The 17,900-nt window shown below is 51.6% G+C and carries 14 protein-coding genes; 9 read left to right on the top strand and 5 right to left on the bottom strand.

Annotated elements, in window-relative coordinates; all coding sequences use genetic code 11:
• Positions 1–55 precede the first annotated feature (55 nt).
• The 3 genes from lepB to cysK all read left to right on the top strand — a co-directional run bounded on the left by lepB (position 56) and on the right by cysK (position 3,836).
• Positions 56–1,978 carry a signal peptidase I gene (gene lepB / locus SH449x_RS16620; protein WP_482377197.1) on the top strand — a complete coding sequence of 641 codons (1,923 nt, stop codon included), beginning with the start codon at positions 56–58 and terminating at the stop codon, positions 1,976–1,978.
• Positions 1,979–2,033: 55 nt separating this feature from the next.
• Positions 2,034–2,762, top strand: a complete 729-nt coding sequence (gene lptB, locus SH449x_RS16615) for an LPS export ABC transporter ATP-binding protein (RefSeq protein WP_482377196.1) — start codon at positions 2,034–2,036, stop codon at positions 2,760–2,762.
• 132 nt (positions 2,763–2,894) lie between these two features.
• Positions 2,895–3,836 carry a cysteine synthase A gene (cysK, locus tag SH449x_RS16610; RefSeq protein WP_482377195.1) on the top strand — a complete coding sequence of 314 codons (942 nt, stop codon included), beginning with the start codon at positions 2,895–2,897 and terminating at the stop codon, positions 3,834–3,836.
• Between the two features lie 163 nt (positions 3,837–3,999).
• On the opposite strand, the gene SH449x_RS16605 is transcribed toward cysK, so the two are convergent.
• From SH449x_RS16605 to SH449x_RS16590, 4 genes are read right to left on the bottom strand one after another with little or no spacing between them, the layout of a single operon-like run.
• Complete coding sequence (locus SH449x_RS16605) at positions 4,000–6,012, bottom strand: molybdopterin-containing oxidoreductase family protein (protein WP_482377194.1); 2,013 nt, start codon at positions 6,010–6,012, stop codon at positions 4,000–4,002.
• Between the two features lie 16 nt (positions 6,013–6,028).
• Positions 6,029–6,664, bottom strand: coding sequence for a DUF2141 domain-containing protein (locus tag SH449x_RS16600; RefSeq protein WP_482377193.1), 636 nt, complete (start codon positions 6,662–6,664; stop codon positions 6,029–6,031).
• Positions 6,665–6,682: 18 nt separating this feature from the next.
• Complete coding sequence (locus SH449x_RS16595) at positions 6,683–8,653, bottom strand: VWA domain-containing protein (protein WP_482377192.1); 1,971 nt, start codon at positions 8,651–8,653, stop codon at positions 6,683–6,685.
• A complete protein-coding gene (locus tag SH449x_RS16590; RefSeq protein WP_482377191.1) occupies positions 8,650–9,558 on the bottom strand; it encodes a DUF58 domain-containing protein in 909 nt (302 codons plus the stop codon). The genes SH449x_RS16595 and SH449x_RS16590 overlap by 4 nt, the downstream gene beginning before the upstream one ends.
• 105 nt (positions 9,559–9,663) lie before the next feature.
• Here SH449x_RS16590 and trmB point away from each other — a divergent pair, with 105 nt between their 5' ends.
• Complete coding sequence (gene trmB / locus SH449x_RS16585; protein WP_482377190.1) at positions 9,664–10,509, top strand: tRNA (guanine(46)-N(7))-methyltransferase TrmB; 846 nt, start codon at positions 9,664–9,666, stop codon at positions 10,507–10,509.
• Between the two features lie 375 nt (positions 10,510–10,884).
• Here the strand turns inward: trmB and SH449x_RS16580 are convergent, their stop codons facing one another.
• Complete coding sequence (locus tag SH449x_RS16580) at positions 10,885–12,654, bottom strand: ArnT family glycosyltransferase (protein ID WP_482377189.1); 1,770 nt, start codon at positions 12,652–12,654, stop codon at positions 10,885–10,887.
• A gap of 354 nt (positions 12,655–13,008) precedes the next feature.
• Here SH449x_RS16580 and SH449x_RS16575 point away from each other — a divergent pair, with 354 nt between their 5' ends.
• The 5 genes from SH449x_RS16575 (at position 13,009) to SH449x_RS16555 (ending at position 17,465) form a co-directional block, all read left to right on the top strand.
• The gene (locus SH449x_RS16575; protein ID WP_482377188.1) at positions 13,009–13,449 is read left to right on the top strand and encodes a hypothetical protein; all 441 of its coding nucleotides are present in this window, start codon (positions 13,009–13,011) and stop codon (positions 13,447–13,449) included.
• The gene (locus SH449x_RS16570) at positions 13,446–14,501 is read left to right on the top strand and encodes an Ig-like domain-containing protein (protein WP_482377187.1); all 1,056 of its coding nucleotides are present in this window, start codon (positions 13,446–13,448) and stop codon (positions 14,499–14,501) included. The genes SH449x_RS16575 and SH449x_RS16570 overlap by 4 nt, the downstream gene beginning before the upstream one ends.
• Positions 14,502–14,586: 85 nt before the next feature.
• Entirely contained in the window at positions 14,587–14,985 is a 399-nt protein-coding gene (locus SH449x_RS16565) for a hypothetical protein (RefSeq protein WP_482377186.1), read from the top strand.
• Positions 14,986–15,387: 402 nt separating this feature from the next.
• Positions 15,388–16,500, top strand: coding sequence for a hypothetical protein (locus SH449x_RS16560; protein WP_482377185.1), 1,113 nt, complete (start codon positions 15,388–15,390; stop codon positions 16,498–16,500).
• Positions 16,497–17,465 carry a DUF1559 family PulG-like putative transporter gene (locus tag SH449x_RS16555; protein WP_482377184.1) on the top strand — a complete coding sequence of 323 codons (969 nt, stop codon included), beginning with the start codon at positions 16,497–16,499 and terminating at the stop codon, positions 17,463–17,465. Before SH449x_RS16560 ends, SH449x_RS16555 begins: the two co-directional genes overlap by 4 nt.
• Positions 17,466–17,900 lie beyond the last annotated feature (435 nt).

Here is a 17,900-nt window from a genome sequence, read left to right as displayed (position 1 = left end):
ACACTATTAACTTCCCCAGAACTGGAGCCCAATGAGTTCCGACACCAACCCTACAATGGCCTCCCAGCCTACAGACTCTCAGGCCAAAAGCGCCCCCAAGCTGTCTCCAGGGGCGACCGTAAAAACCTCGAACGAAGTCGTGGTGCGGGAAACGGTTGAAAGCCTCGCTGTTGCCTTCATTCTTGCGCTGCTATTCAAAGCCTTTGTCGCAGAAGCGTTTGTAATTCCAACTGGCTCCATGGCACCGACGCTCATGGGAGCCCACAAAGATATTACAAGCGAAGAAACTGGATTTCGCTTTCAAGTTGGTGCCAGCTCGGAGTTCGATAACGATCTGGGGCAAAAGATAGACAAATTCATCGTTGCGGGCATCTGTCCCATTTCGCGAAAGCCACAGGTGATCAACCCCCTGCGCGACAAGAATGAGAATACTTTCTCAGGTGATCGGATTCTTGTTAGCAAGCTAGCCTACGTTTGGAGCATTCCCAAACGATGGGATGTCATCGTCTTCAAGTTTATAGAGCGAGCGCGACAGAACTACATCAAGCGTTGCATTGGATTGCCAAACGAGACCGTTCGAATTTTTGGTGGTGATATCTACGTTCGTCCATCCGCGACCGCCTCGTTCGAGATCGCACGAAAGCCGCCACATATTATTTCGGCCATGATGCAGACGGTTAATGATTCCGAGTATGTACCGAAGTCGTTTGTAAAGGGGAACGTCCCGCCACCTTGGCAACCCTTAGAACAAGACGAGGCCTTTTGGCAGTCTGATTGGTCCACCGGGCAATGGTCCGCTAAAGGCGAACAACCAACAGAGCAAACCGCTTGGTTAAGGTACTTTCACCGAGTCATCGATGTTCATGCATGGCGGACGCTCGAAGAGAACGGCGCTCTTGCTGTTCCGCTAGATCCGCGCCAACCGCGGCTCATCACGGACTTCACAGCCTACAACACTGGTGTGGAACTATCGATTAACCCCAACAAGTTTGATTCTCCAGAGGCATGGAATGCAAGAGTCGAAAGTGAGATGGAGGCCAAGTACAGGGTGGGTAGCTTAGGATTTAACGATGGAACTCACTGGACAGGAGACTTGGCACTCGAGGTAGACTTTGACACTTCCAGTGGTACAAAGTCAGTCTCCTTTTTGATCGTAGAATATGGATTCAAGCATATTATCACCGTCGATCTGTCTTCAGGCCAAGCCACGGCACAGGTCTTCAAAGAGGATGAGTCGATCCCTGTCTTCGGGGATTCGAGATCGCCGATCAAAGAAATTATTGCTTCTACGAAAATCAGAGCCGGACGAAAACATAAGGTTCGATTCTCAAACATCGATGAACAGCTAACACTTTGGGTTGACTATCAAGTCGTCGCATGGACCCCAACCAACAAGCTAAACATCTCGTCGTACGTTCCTCAAGAAGAACAGGGCCCCGTATCCTCCGCTGCGGACCCTCTCGACGGAGCCCCATTGGGAATCGGTGTTGCCGGTGGCAGCATGACTGTTTCACGAGTGAAAGTCTTTCGGGATATTTATCACATCGCTTACCGCCCGGGCCTGGGCAGGAATTCCATCACAGATTATGAAACATACGAGCAGACTCTCAACAAATCAATAACCGCGGAGATGCGAGAGGAATACGCCAGGAAATTGCATGGACTCTCGGATCGCGAACTATCATCCAAAATACCAAAAATCGATTTGGAACGCCACGTGTTCGCCAGTACTCCGAACGCATGGATCAAAAGCGAGATGATCACGAAACGCAAGAAATATGACTTCCCTTTGTTAGAAGATCAGTTTTTCCCCATGGGAGACAACTCCGCAGCGAGCTCCGATGCCCGTTCTTGGAGCGACCACCATACACCCCAACGCTTAATGATTGGGAGAGCGGTTGTTCTGTTTTGGCCCCATTACTGGAACGCACCAGTCCCGTTTTTTCCCAACTTCCAACGAATGGGACTCATTCGTTAACCCGATTGTTTCTACCCCTTAGCCCCAATAGCCTAACAAAGAGTGAATCGCGAACATGGATGTTCTGCTGGTCGACGGATTAGAAAAAACGTACGGTCGCCGCAAGGTTGTTGACGGTGTCAGCATGCGGGTCGGTCAATCCGAAATCGTGGGCCTGCTAGGCCCTAACGGTGCGGGAAAATCGACTAGCTTTCGGATGACCTGCGGACTAGTGATGCCCGATCGCGGCAAAGTCTATCTAGGCTCTGAAGAGGTCACGTTTTGGCCCATGTATAGACGGGCACGCGACGGCGGAATGGGATATCTGGCACAGGAATCTAGCGTGTTTCGGAAACTCACTGTCGAGCAAAATATCTTGGCCATGCTCGAGCTTCTGGGGGTTGGCAGGAAAGAACGCTGGGAACGGACGGAACAGTTGCTCGAGCAATTCAAGATTACCAAGATTCGAAAATCTAGGGCCTCCAAGCTTTCCGGTGGGGAGCGTCGGCGTCTAGAAATCGCTCGCTGCTTGGTTTCCAACCCGCGAATCATTATGCTCGATGAACCCTTTGCAGGGGTCGATCCGGTTACGGTTCAGAGCATCCAAGAAACTATTTTTCAGCTTCGAGACAACGGTATTTCCATCCTGATCACAGATCATGCTGCACTAGAGATTCTCAACGCCGTAGACCGATGCTACGTGATCAATGAAGGAAAAGTCATGTGCGAAGGTGCTCCAGAAGAAGTCAAGAAACATCCCAAGGTCCGCGAAAAGTATCTTGGGAACATCCAAGGCGAGAACTAACCCAGGATTCCCCATCGGTCTAGGATGGCCATCGCGAATACTATTCGTACACTATTAACTTATTGAGCCAACGGCCTGCGCTCTTCGGTGAATTACTTTTCCTCCCAACCCCAACCATCTTGAAAGATACCAATGCCAATCGGTACAACCTTTGATAATGTTCTCGGCACAGTTGGCAATACCCCCATGATTCGTATCAATCGATTGGTGCCAAAGGAACATGCTACCGTCTTCGCGAAATGCGAATTCTTCAATCCACTAAACAGCGTCAAAGATCGTATCGGACTGGCGATGATCGAGGATGCTGAACGTTCCGGTCGCCTAACCACCGACACTCACATCATCGAACCAACCAGTGGAAATACTGGTATCGCATTGGCCTTTGCTTGTGCCGCCAAGGGTTACCGCCTCACACTAACCATGCCCGAATCGATGTCGATCGAACGTCGAGCCCTGCTGCGTGCCCTGGGTGCAAACCTCGTTCTAACCCCCGCCGCAGATGGCATGCGCGGAGCGATCTCAAAAGCAGCTGAACTGGTGGCTTGCGATCCAGCCGGTTGGATGCCACAACAATTCGAAAACCCAGCTAACCCCGATATCCACGAACGAACGACCGGCCCCGAAATTTGGGCTGACTCTCGAGGCAACATCGATGCCATCGTAGCCGGAGTCGGCACCGGCGGGACCATCACCGGCGTCGCTCGCTACATCAAGAAACTAAACCCCAACTTCAAAGCGATCGCGGTCGAACCGAAACAATCACCCGTCATCAGCGGTGGTCAACCGGGGAAACATCGTATCCAAGGAATCGGTGCAGGCTTTGTACCAAAAAACCTGGACCGCTCGGTAATCGATGATGTCATCCAAGTCGACGACGAACTTGCATTCGAATGGGGGCGCAAGCTGGCTCGCTCCGAAGGTATCATGGCCGGGATTAGCAGCGGTGCCAATATGTGGGCTGCCGCACAAGTGGCCGCAAGACCCGAATTCCAAGGCAAACGGATCGTAACGATCATGTGCAGCTTGGGCGAGCGGTACCTCTCCACGCCACTCTTCGGCGAGATCAATCCGTAGGCTGGAGGTAGCTGATTCGTTTTACTCTGAAGTGGGGAATCACACTTCTTCTAGCGTCGTCGTTTAGCCGCACGGGCAACGCCCTGCGGTGAGCTCTCTGACCCAGCTCGCACCAGCGCCACTCAGACCACCATCCCCTGCAAAGTGCTTGCATAGTCTGAGCTTAGCTCCTGCAACCTAGCACTTGGACGGCTACGTTACCAAACGTGCTACCACCACCTAAATCGGTCAGCCGCTCATTGGTTATATCATTAAGGCTCTTTTTATCAGGGGCCAGTTTGGGCCACCATTGCCCCAACGCTACAACCACCCCCTGTTTGGCTTCGTCGGAAACTCGGACCCGTCTTTTGATCTCTCCCGTTTTCGATTGGACTAGCACGTAATCGCCATCGTCCACATTCCGGCTCGCCGCGTCCGCTGGGTGAACAATTACCGTAGGCTCTCCGCCTGCTAGCTTCATGATGCTCGGCACGTTCCCCATCGTAGTATTGACGATATGGCTGCCTGGTGGTGAGATCAGCCGCAATGGATACTCCTCGGTAAGAACCTCTTCAAACTCCAATTGCTCGGGAACAGGCGAAAATCGGATCTTGCGATCAGGAAAATGACTTCCCTGAGCATAGGGACGATACCCCTCCGGAAAACGCAGCTTCATCGACCCATCAAGCTTGAGCGTCTCCAGGTCAATCCCCTGTAACCACGGATTGCTCGAGGTCAACAACTGACGCATCGCCTGATCTGCATCCCAATCTAACGTCGTATCAGTTAGCCCCAATCGAACTGCTAGCTCGCGAAAAAACCAACTATTCGGTTTCGCTTCGCCACGAGGCTCCGTCACCGATGCAGCGTATTGCAAATAATAGTGTCCGTATGATGTGTAAATATCGGGATGCTCTAGAAATGTGGTCGCCGGCAAAAGGTAGTCTGCATAATCCGCCGTATCAGTCTGAAAATGCTCGAGCACGACACAAAACAAATCGTCGCGCCCGAGTCCCTCGCGAACCCGACTGGAATCGGGAGCTACGGCAGCAGGGTTGGAATTGAATACGAACAACCCATGAATGGTCGAGGTCTCCGGTGCCAGCTCCGATGCGAGTAGATTCATGTTGACCGCCCTGGCATCAGGATTTCGGACCAAGGCTCCATTGATGGCGGCGCTGTTTAACTGAAACGCACCGCTAGTCGAGAGTGCTCCGCCACCACCAGGCTTCTTCCATGCTCCCAGCAATGCGGGTAACAGGGAAATCGCCCGCATCGCATTGCCGCCACTCTCATTTCGGGTCATTCCATAGCCCACCTTCACATACGGAGATTCGCTCGTCGCAAATTCTCGCACGCCCCGTTTCAATGATTCGTGTGGCAAATCGCAGTACTCGGCCGCCCGCTCGAGCGGCCATTGGGCGCAAGCCTCTCGGAACTCATCGAGCCCGTACGCGAATTCATCGAGATAGGCTTGGTCATGCCAACCGTGGTTCAAGATTTCATTGGCAAACGATAAAGCCAACGCAGCGTCAGTTCCCACCCGAATCTGCCAATGCTCATCGGCGAATCGCGAGGTCTCGTTCCGATAGGGATCGATATGCAGAATCTTGGCACCACGCTTTCGGGCCTCTTTGAGAATGGGTGCCATGTGAGAATTACTACGCAAGGCATTAATCCCCCAAAGGATCACATAGCGAGAGTGAACGACATCCTCTGGATCTGTGCTCATTTTGTTGGGGCCATAATTGGCTTCCCAACCCGCACCCCCTGTCGTTGCACAAATGGTTTGATCCAACTCCAGAGCACCGATTCGCCGAAAGAAAGCTACCGGCCGATTGCTCTCCAGTTGCCCCATCGTTCCACCGTAATGATAGGGCAGGATCGACTGCCCGCCATACTGATTGAGAATACCACGCGTTCGATCAGCGATCTCATCGAGGGCTTCGTCCCAACTGATTCGCTCAAACTTTCCCTCCCCTTTCTTTCCCACTCTTCGGTGGGGATGGAGCAAGCGATCCGATTGCTCCTGACGCTCCGGATAGCGACTCATCTTGACGCATGCGAAACCTTTAGTGATGGGATGCTCCGGATTTCCAGCCAGCTTGGTCACCTTGCCATCTTCAACTGTGATGTGCAATGAACAAGCGTCAGGGCAATCGATTGCGCAAACCGAAGGAAGTATCTCTAATGCCATCTCGTAATCGTTCTGGTTAATGCAGGCTGATCGTCAGCGTTAAGCGTTCTGATTCTAGCGGAACCGCGACCTCAGCATATTTGGGTGGTCCAAAGCCTCGCTTGGGATTGTTGGAAAAACCGTATAACTCTTGCGGAATTCCAAACGTATTCTTATCCAGCTTTTCGTTGGAGTTGCTGTCTTGGTATATAGCAATCGCCAGATCGTTGCCGGCAAATTGGCTTCGAGATAACTCGATCGTAATGGGCATGCCTTCGGCCTCGAATACATCCTTCCACAACGCCATCTCAACTTTATTGAACGTCTTGGGCCCATCATAGACGGCAACGCGTAGTGGCCCACCACCGATCTCGAACCCTTGCGGAATCAGTTCGATGACCAACTTTTCTTGTGTAAGCTCCCCGTCACCTGATGGCCCTTCTCCAGTATGCAGCTGCTCTCTCCCGCTTGTCCCATACGAATCATCTATCCCATACGACTCATCGAGATTCTTTTGCATGCTAGCCTGATTGCTCGAATCGCTATCGTTCCGAATAGTAGCATCACGCTGCGCTTCGCAACCCATCAGGCTAAAGCCAATCAGCATGCCCAACGACAGCAGAGTGCGTCGCGATTCTATCCAGCTTAGGTGAAATACATCCAAATAATGCACAGCTGTTCCTTGCTCTTTTCAAGTAAAAACGCGTCGGTTGAACAATCCCCACTCGACGATCAGCAATACCAGTCCCGCTAACAACAACCACCGCCAGATTTCCTGTCGCGAACGAACCAGGGAACTGTCCGCTGCAACTGCGTTACTTCCTAACTCGATCGTATTCACCGCTCGTACATCGCTCTCTCGACTGGAAAAGAGATTGACACAGAATGTCTCGAGCAGTTCGCCCGAATCCTTTGCATAGACCTTGTAGATACCGAGCTCATCGGTCCGTGTGAACAAGAATCTTGAATCCGACGACCGCACCAGTGGCCATTTGTCACCTCCTGGTGTTTCCACAACACATTCTACTATTTGAGGAGCGAGCCCAATTCGCATCGGTTCCCCAGGACGAATGCTCGTAGCAGAAGATTCGGCTTCACCACCTCCCAAGGATTCGATCGCGGCGTATACAAACACGGGAAAACTCCTTCGCAATCCCCAGTCGGTATTCTCGTTGACTGCCACACTAAAACCCAACACCGCATCCTGAAAAGGGCCGCGTTGCACAAGCCCGAGCGCCGGTCCGGAATCACTGGTCATTAGCACCTTGCCTCCCTCCGGCGGTTTGACCGTCATTCCCTCAACGATGATGATCGAGCCCATCTCAAGGAACTGCGTTATCGGATGAGAACGATCCACGTCAAGAATCAAAACAGGGCTCGAGGCTTCACCAATGGTCCATTCCTCTGCACTGGGTGGTGCGATGCCAATAAAAAGCGTACTCGCTAGCGGCATAGCTTTCGGTGTGCATCGATCGAAAACGATCAACTCAAACTCACCTTGCTTCTCCCTAGCTTGATACTCCGCTTCGTTCAAGTATCCGGGAGCACGAACCTCCGTTTCGGAAATTTGGCGGCAACGATCCGTACTCATCGCAGCCTCCAGCGCTGAGTTACCCGGTGTTACCAACAAAACTTTAATCCGCCTAGGAGGTCGAACGGCCGCATAGGCAACATTGTCGATAGGATTGGAGTCCGCCACGTCGAGCGATAGCTTGAGATTCCCTTCTGACAAAGAACTGATCTCAAAGACGATACCTGTTTCGGTATCCGGAGCCATTTTGATACGCGTCGCATCGACGAGCTCGCCATCGATCTCAAGCGACGCAGTAAACGAAACCTCGGTGCCACCGTAGCTTGCCAATCGGGCAAAGGCCTCCATTTGGTCAGGAGCACCTTCTTTACGTTGGACCGCGAAGCTAAGAATGCCCACGTTGCTGGTGCTGCTATCCCCAGAGGAAAAGAAGTTGATCGACAACCTATCCGCACTTGGTTCATCGATCGTTTCGAATCCACCATCACTGAACAAGTAGACGGTAGCGGGCAAGCTCAAAGAACCCGCCGAACTCTCTGCGTCTTCGGATTCCTCCGGAGCTTCGACCTCCTTGGGAGGAATGGCGAGAGCCGCTGCCGTCCTTATCGCTTCCGCAAAATTGGTTGTGCGATTGGTTGCGGAGACGGACTCCAGGGCAGCTAGTAGTTTATTTTTGTCTTTCGTGAATCCTTGTCGAACGTCCACGCGATCGGAGAAAGCGATCAACATGCCGACGTCGTCATTTCCGGAATTCTCAATCAAACTGCGCAACCCAAGCTTGGCTTCCTCCAGTCGGTTTGGTTGGGCATCGCTGGTTTGCATACTGGCGGAATGATCCAGCATGTAAATTCGCTTTTCACCGACTCTCTCCGTTCCACTCCAGCCGGGTCGCAAACAGGCCAAGATGAGTAGACCGAGAAACAATAACTGCATGAAGAGTAGCAAACTATTTCGAAGTCGCTGCCAGAGGCTGTTGACATACAAATCCTCCAAGGACTTTTTCCACAGAAGGGTACTGGGGACTTCTACTGTTTTTCGTTTGAGCTTGAGAAAGTACAAACTCAATACCGCCGGTGGAATCGCGAGGAGCACTAGCCACTGAGGCCAGGACAATGCGTTGATAAAGTTCATCGAACCAATCCCCTGGTTCTTAGATAGTCTCCGATAAGTAAATCGGCTCCCTGATCACTGCGTGCCGGTACGTACATGATGGAACGCTTGTTACAAAAGGCTTTGGCCACCTCAATAAATTGTTCCAAGTTCTCTTGGTACTTCTCGATTAGATGGGCGGAGACAGAAATCTCTCGAACATCGCCATCCTCAATATCGATCAGTTTCAAATCCCCTTGCAAATTGGGGTCCCGTTCTTCTGGACTGAGCAAGTGGACTAAGAAAATATCCATCTCGCGGGTTACCAAAAGCCGAAGCGCATTTTCATATCCCTCTTTACACATCAAATCGGTGATGAGGACGACGATCCCTTTGCTTCGAGTGCGAGTACAGTAGCGTTTTATAGCGTCCTGCATCGTAGGGCCCGTTCTTGAAGCTTCGATTCCTTGCACATGGGAAAGCATTCGATAGACGCTGGATTTTCCCCTCAGGATAGCGGGCCGATCGATCGTAGAAAAACTCGACAATGAGACTCGATCGCCGCGGCACAAACCTATGTACCCCAAACTTGCTGCAATCTGCTTGGCCGCGAAGAGCTTGCTAGGCGACCCGAAATCCATCGAAAGGGAATCATCGATGATCGCGAAAAAATGGAGATCTTCCTCCTCCAAGAACAACTTAAGATAGAGTCGATCTAACCTCGCGAAGAGATTCCAGTCAATAAAACGCAGATCGTCCCCGTGCGAATAGTTGCGAAAATCCGCGAACTCGACACTTTGACCTTTTCGTTTGCTTCGTCGCTCTCCCTTCATTCGCCCCCGAAAAATCTTTCGGCTGACCAATTCCATTCGTTCCAGTTTGCCCATCATGTCGGGGGACAGAATCTGAGCGGCTTCCGATACGGTAGGTTCTGGGGATTTAGCCATTGGCGATAGACCAGCGTGGAGTTGAGGAGTCTACTGTACTCTAAGCGACCGATAATTCTAAGCGATCTACTGCGAAAAAGCGAAAGCACCAACAGCGAAACCTCTATGAAAAGCAAACGTTTCGAAAACAACTCCGACCCCACTCAATTGCAACCAGGGGAAATCGAATACGAAATGGGGATTCCCATCCCGGGAGAAATCTTAGAAAAAGATCGATGGGTGCAAACGGCCTGGAAAAAGCTACCTGAATCAGGCCATGTCGACCTCGAAACCCTCTTCGGCCGAACCGCTCCGTTGGCGGTCGAGCTCGGGTGTGGAAATGCACGGTTTACGATCTCCTCGGCTGTGCGGCGTCCGGACTGGAATCACATCGCACTCGATATTTTACCTGCCGTGATTCGCTACGCGACTCGCCGAGGCAATCAGCGGGGGCTTGCCAATACGCGTTTCGCGGTCTCCGATGGCTGGCGTTTTTTATCTACCATCCTACCGCCCGAATCCGCTCGCGAGATTCATATCTACCACCCACAGCCCTTTGCCGATCCCGAGCAATCCTCGCGACGGATGCTCACCCCAGATTTTCTTCTTCTTTTATACCAAGCGTTAACCGACGACGGCGAGGTCTTTCTGCAATCCGACCGATTGGCTTACTGGAACTACATCAGACAGACCATGTCAGCTCTTTTTGAATGGATCGATATCGAGCAACCGTGGGCCGAGGATCCACACGGTCGTTCTCGACGGGAAATGCTATCGGGCGATCAAGGTCTATCGATCTATCGCGGAATCGCCCGCAGAAGACCAGAGCTTACCTTAGAGCTAGCAGAACAGATCGCGGCCACCCTCCCACAACCGGACTTCGCCATCGAGAGCCACGATTCCGCCCGAAGCAAACGCCGTGCACCGACACGACAACGTCGAAGCAGGTACCCAAAACGCAGAAAAGGCTGAAGAAGCGAAACTTCAGAACCGCTGATCTGGGCGGGAATTGTGTTGGCATGTTTGGTCTCTGTCTACTGACTATCCCATTCAGGTAAGGCCACGGAAAATTCGTCCCGTTAGGGACGAAATATCGGTAGTAAACTCCGGAATGAATACCTGGAGAAATACATGCGTTTCATAATCCAGATCAGGAGTTCGGAACTTCTATTTCCCGAATGGATTGATTCGAAGATTTCTTTGAACGCAAGCTCCGCCCAATCCTGATCGAACGTTGCTATGAAATGTCCCCGTCGGACAACCTTTCTTTGAAGAGACCCATTCAATAGAAATCTAAGGGCGCCGATGCCGACCGGACTTCGCAACGATTTCAGACAAAGCGCATAACTAATTCGAGGATGCTGGTCTTCTATCGGTCTGCTCCACAAATAGTGATGTCGAGGTCCTATACCGCTCCGAATAGGGAAATTCATACACATCAATACAGTAGGCAATGCAATCCACCCTTTGCGCGTGCGCCAGCGTGATCCGATTGCTGCGTTCACGCTCCATTCGGATATAGCTCGAAACCAAAAGCCGAACGGGTTGTTCTGGATACTCGCGAAATCTCTGTTCGAGCGCCTCTTTGGAATCATTGAGGTGGATACCGACCACGGAAAGAGGATACCATCGAGGCTCGATGACGAAATAGATATAGGGATCCTCGCGATGTTCCTCTAACCATTCCTTCGCGGCGACCCAACCTTGACACCAATCCGCACCACTTCCCGCGAGATAATTCGAAATCCTCCGAGATCCACCCACCGCCTCGTTCGCGTACGCAATCCCATACGGATACGTGAGCCAGCCCGCGCCGATGACCCACAGCGTCATGCACCAGCAAAGAGCGCGAAGGATTCGGTTTTTCTCCATCGCTACTCCCATAGCGCCTACCACAGCCAGGATAGGCAGAATGATCCACAGATACCGTACATGTTCATTCATGTTGGTTTTGGAGCTGACCAGAGCGAAAAACATCAGAGGCATAAAGACACCCAGCACCAGTATACGAGCATCGGTGATCACCCAGCGACACGATAAAACGAGCAACCCGATCCAGCCGAGCGGCAACTTAATAGCGAGGGCAGCCAGATAGTACCACCACCATCCACCCTCTTGCCAGTGACCTGAAAAATAGCACATCTTTGGATCGTCAAAATCTCTCCATTGTTGGTCGAGCCCCTCCACCAAGGCGCTCGGGAGAGGAACCGGTATGTGTCCTAGCCAATGACCGTAGAAGCGATTGTGAACGGTCGAGTCCCCCACGAGCATTCGACTGACAAAGGCATAATCGGAGAGTTGCACGAAAAGACCTTGTCCACGATAGGCGAGCACCAACACGCTCCACGCCACTAAGAGAACCACCACCCCCGAAGCCAGGATTCGATACCAAGCACTGTTGGAAAAGGAAGCCCATCGATGGTTGGGAGGTTCCCATTTCAAAAGCCCCCAAATCATAAAAAATCCGATTGGCCAAAAGGCCATGGCGACTATCCACGTGCTTTTGGTAGCGACGGCCAGTCCTAACGTTAGACCGGCGACGAGCGTATTCTTCCAGGATGGTTTCTCGATCACGAGGCAACTGGCGAGCAAAGCCCATGCCCCCATCGTAGCACCGGGAATATCGACCCCTAGTTGCAGCGAGTATCCCAGTGTCAGGGGATTGAATGCCCACAAGAGTCCAGCCGCGATTCCCACATTGGGGTGAACCAACACGTGGCCGAGCAGGATCACGGCGAGGGTCCCAGGCAGAATCAGAATCAGATGCATGCGGCGCGCGCGAATCAATTCGGTAAACGCCGCTTGACCATGTTCTCTCGCATATTGGCTTCCCAAAACAAACTCGGAGCGTTTCAGTCGCCCGAACTCCTCGTCGCTCACCGGGACACGGGCACCGTTGATAACCGCAGGTAGAGATGCAATCAAACGCACGAGAGGTGGATTCACATTATACAAATGCGCATCACCGGTGCGCCAATAAGAAATCCCAGCCACGAGGTGTGGGAATTCATCGGGATTGGGGCTGAGCCGATCTGAACCCCTCCACAGAACAACCGCTTGCACCGATATGATGGCGATGGCAATCCACCAAAAGCGAGGGGAAGTGTTGGGAAGCATAGCTGGATCAAAGAGGGAGCACTGTTCATCAAGACTTCGCGAGCGTCTCAATAAGCGAAAGGAGAACTTAGAACCGATGCTTATAGCCTAGAGCATCGAATCGCCAACCGCCACACCCCTCCTCAATGCGTTTCCGACAGAGCTAGAGAATTTGCTGGTTGAAACTCTGACGGTCACCCACCCCAAAAAACGACCTGAAAATTTTCCTGGCATTTTTCTAAAATTTTTCTTGCAATGCGATTCAAAACCTCTCTAATCGATCTTGCGGGAAGACAAGTCGCGATTGTTGCTTTGAAATAGGGTTGCCGAATATGCACCAAGCACCAAGCACCAAGCACCAAGCGCCAAGCACCCATGCGTCTTGGCGTTAGCTATTTGTTGCTGAGCTTGTCTGGCTGTTTCGGGGCTGTCCCGGTGCCCACCCCACTACCGGAGAACGGGAAAGGCGTATCGGCATCCAGTTCGCGGACGCTGGACATCGGAGTGATATTTCGGGATCGCGAGGGCTACGTTTGTTTTCCGCTGGAACAGGTCGGTTTACGACCCGATGCCGCGATCGATACCGTGCATTCGTCCTGCGATTGTTTGCAACCCAGCGTGCTTGAGTATAGCGCACCGGGGGGGAGTGTATCGCGAGCGATCCTTTTGCAATATCGGATTTCTTCGGCAAGCGATAAGCAGGCCATCAACGAACCTCCGATGAACCTCGGGGTCCAGGTGGATGTGGGGCTGCAGGACGGAACTACCCATCGATTCTCGGTCAACATGGTTTATACGTTGGAGATATCCCTATGAATCACTCGCCTCGGTTCCCCACGCGATACGAAAACCTGACATGGTTCTTTGGAGCGTTGGGAATTGCGCTTCTTGGGTTATTCTTCTATTCTCCTTTTCGAGAAAAGGGATTCGATGATGTGGTCACCGTCAGTCATCAGGAGATTGATTTTGGAGTTGTCCCCTGCACGGAAACGGTCCATGGACAATTTTCATTGACCAACAGGACAAACCACACCATTCCATTTCGAATTTCCGCCGATTGTTCGTGCGCATCGGTAGAGCCCTCGATGGGGGAAATCGAACCGAACAGCAAGAAAATGATCGAGGTGCGATATCGACCCAAATCGCAGACGGTTCTAGATTCAAGTCGACATCAAGAAAGCACGGATCTGACCGTTTCGATTCGAGATGACAAACGCACATGGGAACAGTGGGTGCGATTGCGTGCAGAGACATTGCTTCCTGCGGCTGCCCAAGGAATGCGGATTTCCGTGGAGCCCTACAAAAGGTCCGAAGTTGCTTTTGCAGCGGAGGTCGCGTTCGATGTGGAGGATGTTCGTTTGGTGTCGAGTCCCGAATTCATCGAGAATCTCGAGTTCGTCCGGGAGGGCTCCCAATTGACGTTTCTTGGTTTTGTAGATCAGCCTCCAGGTATCCATAGAGGAGAGCTGTCTGCGGAATTTGTAGTGCGTGGAGTCGACACTCCCGTCTCGCTTGCATTTTCCGTTTGGGTTGTCGTTGAAAAGCCCTACGACCTAGGAAATTATGTACTCGAGTTTCAAAAGAACACAGAGCGATTCCTGCAAGTCGAGCCACGTTTTGGTGTTCAGCGAGTCGAGTTTGTCGAGTTAGAAGCGGAAAACGATTATTTGGAGACGGTCATCCAAGAGAGCGATCCGTCGGTCGTTCGCCTTTCGACCAAAAAGAGTTTTTTTGAGTCTGACCAGGACTCTTCAACGGGCGTATTGCGTGTGGTCCTTCGGGTTTCGGATCCCCTTATCGGCAGCACGACTTATTCTGATTCCCTGTCTTTCGTCATATCGAAAGGAGGTGGTGATGGTGACGACTGAGAGGAGGGGCGAAGTGAGCGGAGTATCACCGCATTTTTGAGGTACATTGAAAGCTTTTTTGGAATTTGTAGGGAGAAAGTAAGCTATGATGATTTTCAAAATGTCGACTAGGTTAGTCTCGGGATTGATGGGATTGTTATTCCCATTAGGTTTCGTCGCTTTGAGCAACGATGGATGCTTATGGCTTTGTGATTCAAATATTGAAGCCGGTTTGATCGAGTTAGAGCCGGGCATCGGGCAGCCGGCTGAATTCGAATGCCTGCATCGCAACGGCGTTAAAGTTTCCAATTTCATTTACACGACAGCGGGGCAAACCGGCATAATGGGCCCGCCGAATCTTGTTCAGGTTAACTCATTTCCCGAAACATCCTGCTCTTCTCCATGTAATGCTAGCTATCCGCGTATCGCCTCCTTTACTGGAGATTATTACGCACAAATTGGAACAAGATCAATATCAGATTATTATTGTTTTGATCCTGAGTGATTGATGCCGTTCGGATTTGCAGTTCCTTGCCTTAGGCGTGATTCGCCCTACGTGTTTTTTAAGTCGGAGCATTTTGGTAGGGTTCAATGCCAATAGCGTTCAACGAATGCTCTCTGTTTTAGCGAAAAAGCGCGAGCAGTCCGGTTTTCCCCGCGTTTTCGAGGCGATTTACCGGGCAGCTCGCGCTGCTCCGCTTATTCATTAGACGATATGGGGCTTAATAAAGTCCGCGTTGTTCCTTGGGCTGGTTCCAAGGAAAATCCATCCGCGGCTCGTCAGAGTTGAGGATTAGGGCCTTCCGTAGAGGAAGTCGCCAAGACTTTCGAAAACTCGCTCGAATTCAAAACTCTCGCACGAGTTTCGCTACCGTAAACCTAAACGCAGACAATCAGGAGACGTGTTGTGATATTTTTTTATCATGGGCTGTTCGCGGTTCGATTTGTTTTGTCGCTCGTCCTTGGTCATCTTGTGTTTCCAGACCTAGGTACGATTGAGGCATTGCCCGAGGCGGAGAGGGTGCCGTACATCGTCTCCGGTTTGGAGAATTACTCGTCTCAGTTTAAGGGGAAAACTCTTTGGTTCTCCGCTCAGGAAACAGGAGGTGAAACGTATTCCGCCCCGGAATTATCAGATTCGGCCTCATCAGGTTATTCGCAAAAGCTGAAACTTTACGAGGGGACACGACGCCATGAGTTAATCCTGTCAAACGAGCAGCACTTTGTACATCTGACAGCTCCGGATGAGAAGGTATTCGTGAAGATCTTTGATGGAATCTCGGGTTCGATATATCACTACTCCAAGAGTCGAAAACTGTTGCAGGTGGAACGACTGTGTGAGCAGCCAGGACTCCTTTCCCTCACTTTCTGCGGCTTGGTCGAGATAACGGCATTGAATACCTTTAAGGACATCGAGAAAGATCGCTTCCAAAAGCGAATCAATACTATGTCATGGAAAGGGAGAGTCACCGATCCAGAACTTGGCGATTGCGTTATCCTATCCTCGACCAACATCGGGAAAGGGATTAACGAGCGAACGATGTCGATGTATTTTGGTTTCCGCAGTAATCAGCTTGTACTTCTGAGAGAATTATCGACGATGGTCTCTGAGTACAAACATGACTATTTCGACGAACCAGCCCTAGAAAAATACAGTTGGGCAACGGACTTCGGCTATGCGGACTTTTCGGGAAAGACACTCCCGAAGACCATCCTGCGAGTTATTAAGAAGGATTACCACTCCCTCGACGGCCGCTCGCTGGCATCTCCAAAAATTTACCTTTCGACGACCACCAAACTCTCGGGTGTTAAAATTCTCGACCGCTTTCCGGAAGAGCGGCTTCAAATTCCAATTCCCCCAGATGTCATGGTTATTGACCGATGCGAGCAAGTGAAACAAAAGACGATCGCTACCGAGGTCGAAAAGAGCAAGAAATCGAACTTGGGCTGGTGGTTGCTCTTTCTCGCTTCGGGAGCACTGGCTGCGGCTTTCTACTTTTACAAAAAACGAAAGCTATGAGCCCTTATCTTCTGAAGCGAGATATCCCGAATCGCGGGATGACACTGATCGAACTGTTGGTGGTGATCTCGATCATCGGTGTTCTCGTCGGTTTGCTCATTCCGGCCGTCCAAAGCGCCCGCGAAGCGGCCCGGAGAACGCAGTGCCAGAACAATCTGCGGCAGCTCGGACTCGCGTCCCAGTCCTTCGAAGCGTCTCATAAATTCTTCCCCTCCAACGGATGGGGGTATCGATGGATCGCCGACCCCACCCGCGGATTCGGTCCCAAACAACCTGGTGGGTGGATCTATCACTTGACCGGTTTTATCGAAGTGAATTTGCCATCAGGGGATGCCAACGATCCCTTTGGCCAGCTCGATTGGCGAACCGAGATTAGCCGAACCCCTTTGGCCGTCGTCCGTTGTCCGAGCCGCCCCGGAGATCTCTTGTCGTTAGCCTCGATCTCAGCGAAGCCCGTCAACGCGACCTATCAAGTTTTCGTCCCCAAGACCGACTATGCGATCAACGAGGGGGACTATATCACCAATACAGACGGAGGCCCACCATCGTATGCTGAGGCGGAACGGAGAGACTATCCGTGGACTCCCACCGGCCCAGCGACGGGAATCTCGTTTCTTAGGAGTCGAGTTCGTGCGGGGGATATCACTGATGGTCTTTCGAATACCTATGCGATCGGCGAAAAGTATGTTTCTACGGTGGGTTATTACACCGACAAGGATCTGGGTTACGACCAGAGTATATTTTCTGGTGTGGATCTCGATTTGAATCGCTGGACGCTGGACGCTCCGATGCGTGACGCGAGAGAGTTTCATGTGCGAGTGTTTGGGTCGGCCCATTGGGTGGGTTTTGGGATGGCGTATTGCGATGGTTCGGTCCGATGGCTTCCGTACAACCTCGATCGAGACATTCATCGTTTCAGTGGCAACCGTCATGATGGCCAAAGCGATTCTAGCAGAGAGTTTTGATTCTCTCGTTCTGGTTGTTTCGTTACGGGGCTCAGGGACGTGTCACCCAACTGTTGCAATCGTGCTGCATTGCTCAGCGACGGACTAGAAGTCCGTGGTACGTCCCCGCCCTGATCTTATGTCCGCCAAATGTTCCCCTGGCATATAATGACTCTTCGCAACGGTTCCAATGGATGGGTTCATGCTGGAACAAGACAACGTCGAAGCAGGCATCCAAAACGCAGAAAAGGCTGAAGAAGCGAAACTTCAGAACCGCTGATCTGGGCGGGAATTGTGTTGGCATGTTTGGTCTCTGTCTACTGACTATCCCATTCAGGTAAGGCCACGGAAAATTCGTCCCGTTAGGGACGAAATATCGGTAGTAAACAGTAGCCCGATACTCCCCACATGTCCCGTTAGGGACATAATGTCATTTGCGCTGAATGACCGCAACAA

Source organism: Brakhagea baltica (assembly GCF_052161605.1).
Lineage (GTDB): Bacteria > Planctomycetota > Planctomycetia > Pirellulales > Pirellulaceae > JBKCUI01.
Note: the sequence above shows the minus strand (reverse complement) of the source record. Positions and strands in the feature narration are given on the sequence as shown.

Coding starts and splice junctions, on each gene's coding strand:
- SH449x_RS16570 (WP_482377187.1), top strand. CDS start 13,446: ATGAATCACTCGCCTCGGTTCCCCACGCGATACGAAAACCTGACATGG.
- cysK (WP_482377195.1), top strand. CDS start 2,895: ATGCCAATCGGTACAACCTTTGATAATGTTCTCGGCACAGTTGGCAAT.
- trmB (WP_482377190.1), top strand. CDS start 9,664: ATGAAAAGCAAACGTTTCGAAAACAACTCCGACCCCACTCAATTGCAA.
- SH449x_RS16575 (WP_482377188.1), top strand. CDS start 13,009: ATGCGTCTTGGCGTTAGCTATTTGTTGCTGAGCTTGTCTGGCTGTTTC.
- SH449x_RS16590 (WP_482377191.1), bottom strand. CDS start 9,558: ATGGCTAAATCCCCAGAACCTACCGTATCGGAAGCCGCTCAGATTCTG.
- lptB (WP_482377196.1), top strand. CDS start 2,034: ATGGATGTTCTGCTGGTCGACGGATTAGAAAAAACGTACGGTCGCCGC.
- SH449x_RS16555 (WP_482377184.1), top strand. CDS start 16,497: ATGAGCCCTTATCTTCTGAAGCGAGATATCCCGAATCGCGGGATGACA.
- SH449x_RS16580 (WP_482377189.1), bottom strand. CDS start 12,654: ATGCTTCCCAACACTTCCCCTCGCTTTTGGTGGATTGCCATCGCCATC.
- SH449x_RS16565 (WP_482377186.1), top strand. CDS start 14,587: ATGATGATTTTCAAAATGTCGACTAGGTTAGTCTCGGGATTGATGGGA.
- SH449x_RS16605 (WP_482377194.1), bottom strand. CDS start 6,012: ATGGCATTAGAGATACTTCCTTCGGTTTGCGCAATCGATTGCCCTGAC.
- SH449x_RS16595 (WP_482377192.1), bottom strand. CDS start 8,653: ATGAACTTTATCAACGCATTGTCCTGGCCTCAGTGGCTAGTGCTCCTC.
- lepB (WP_482377197.1), top strand. CDS start 56: ATGGCCTCCCAGCCTACAGACTCTCAGGCCAAAAGCGCCCCCAAGCTG.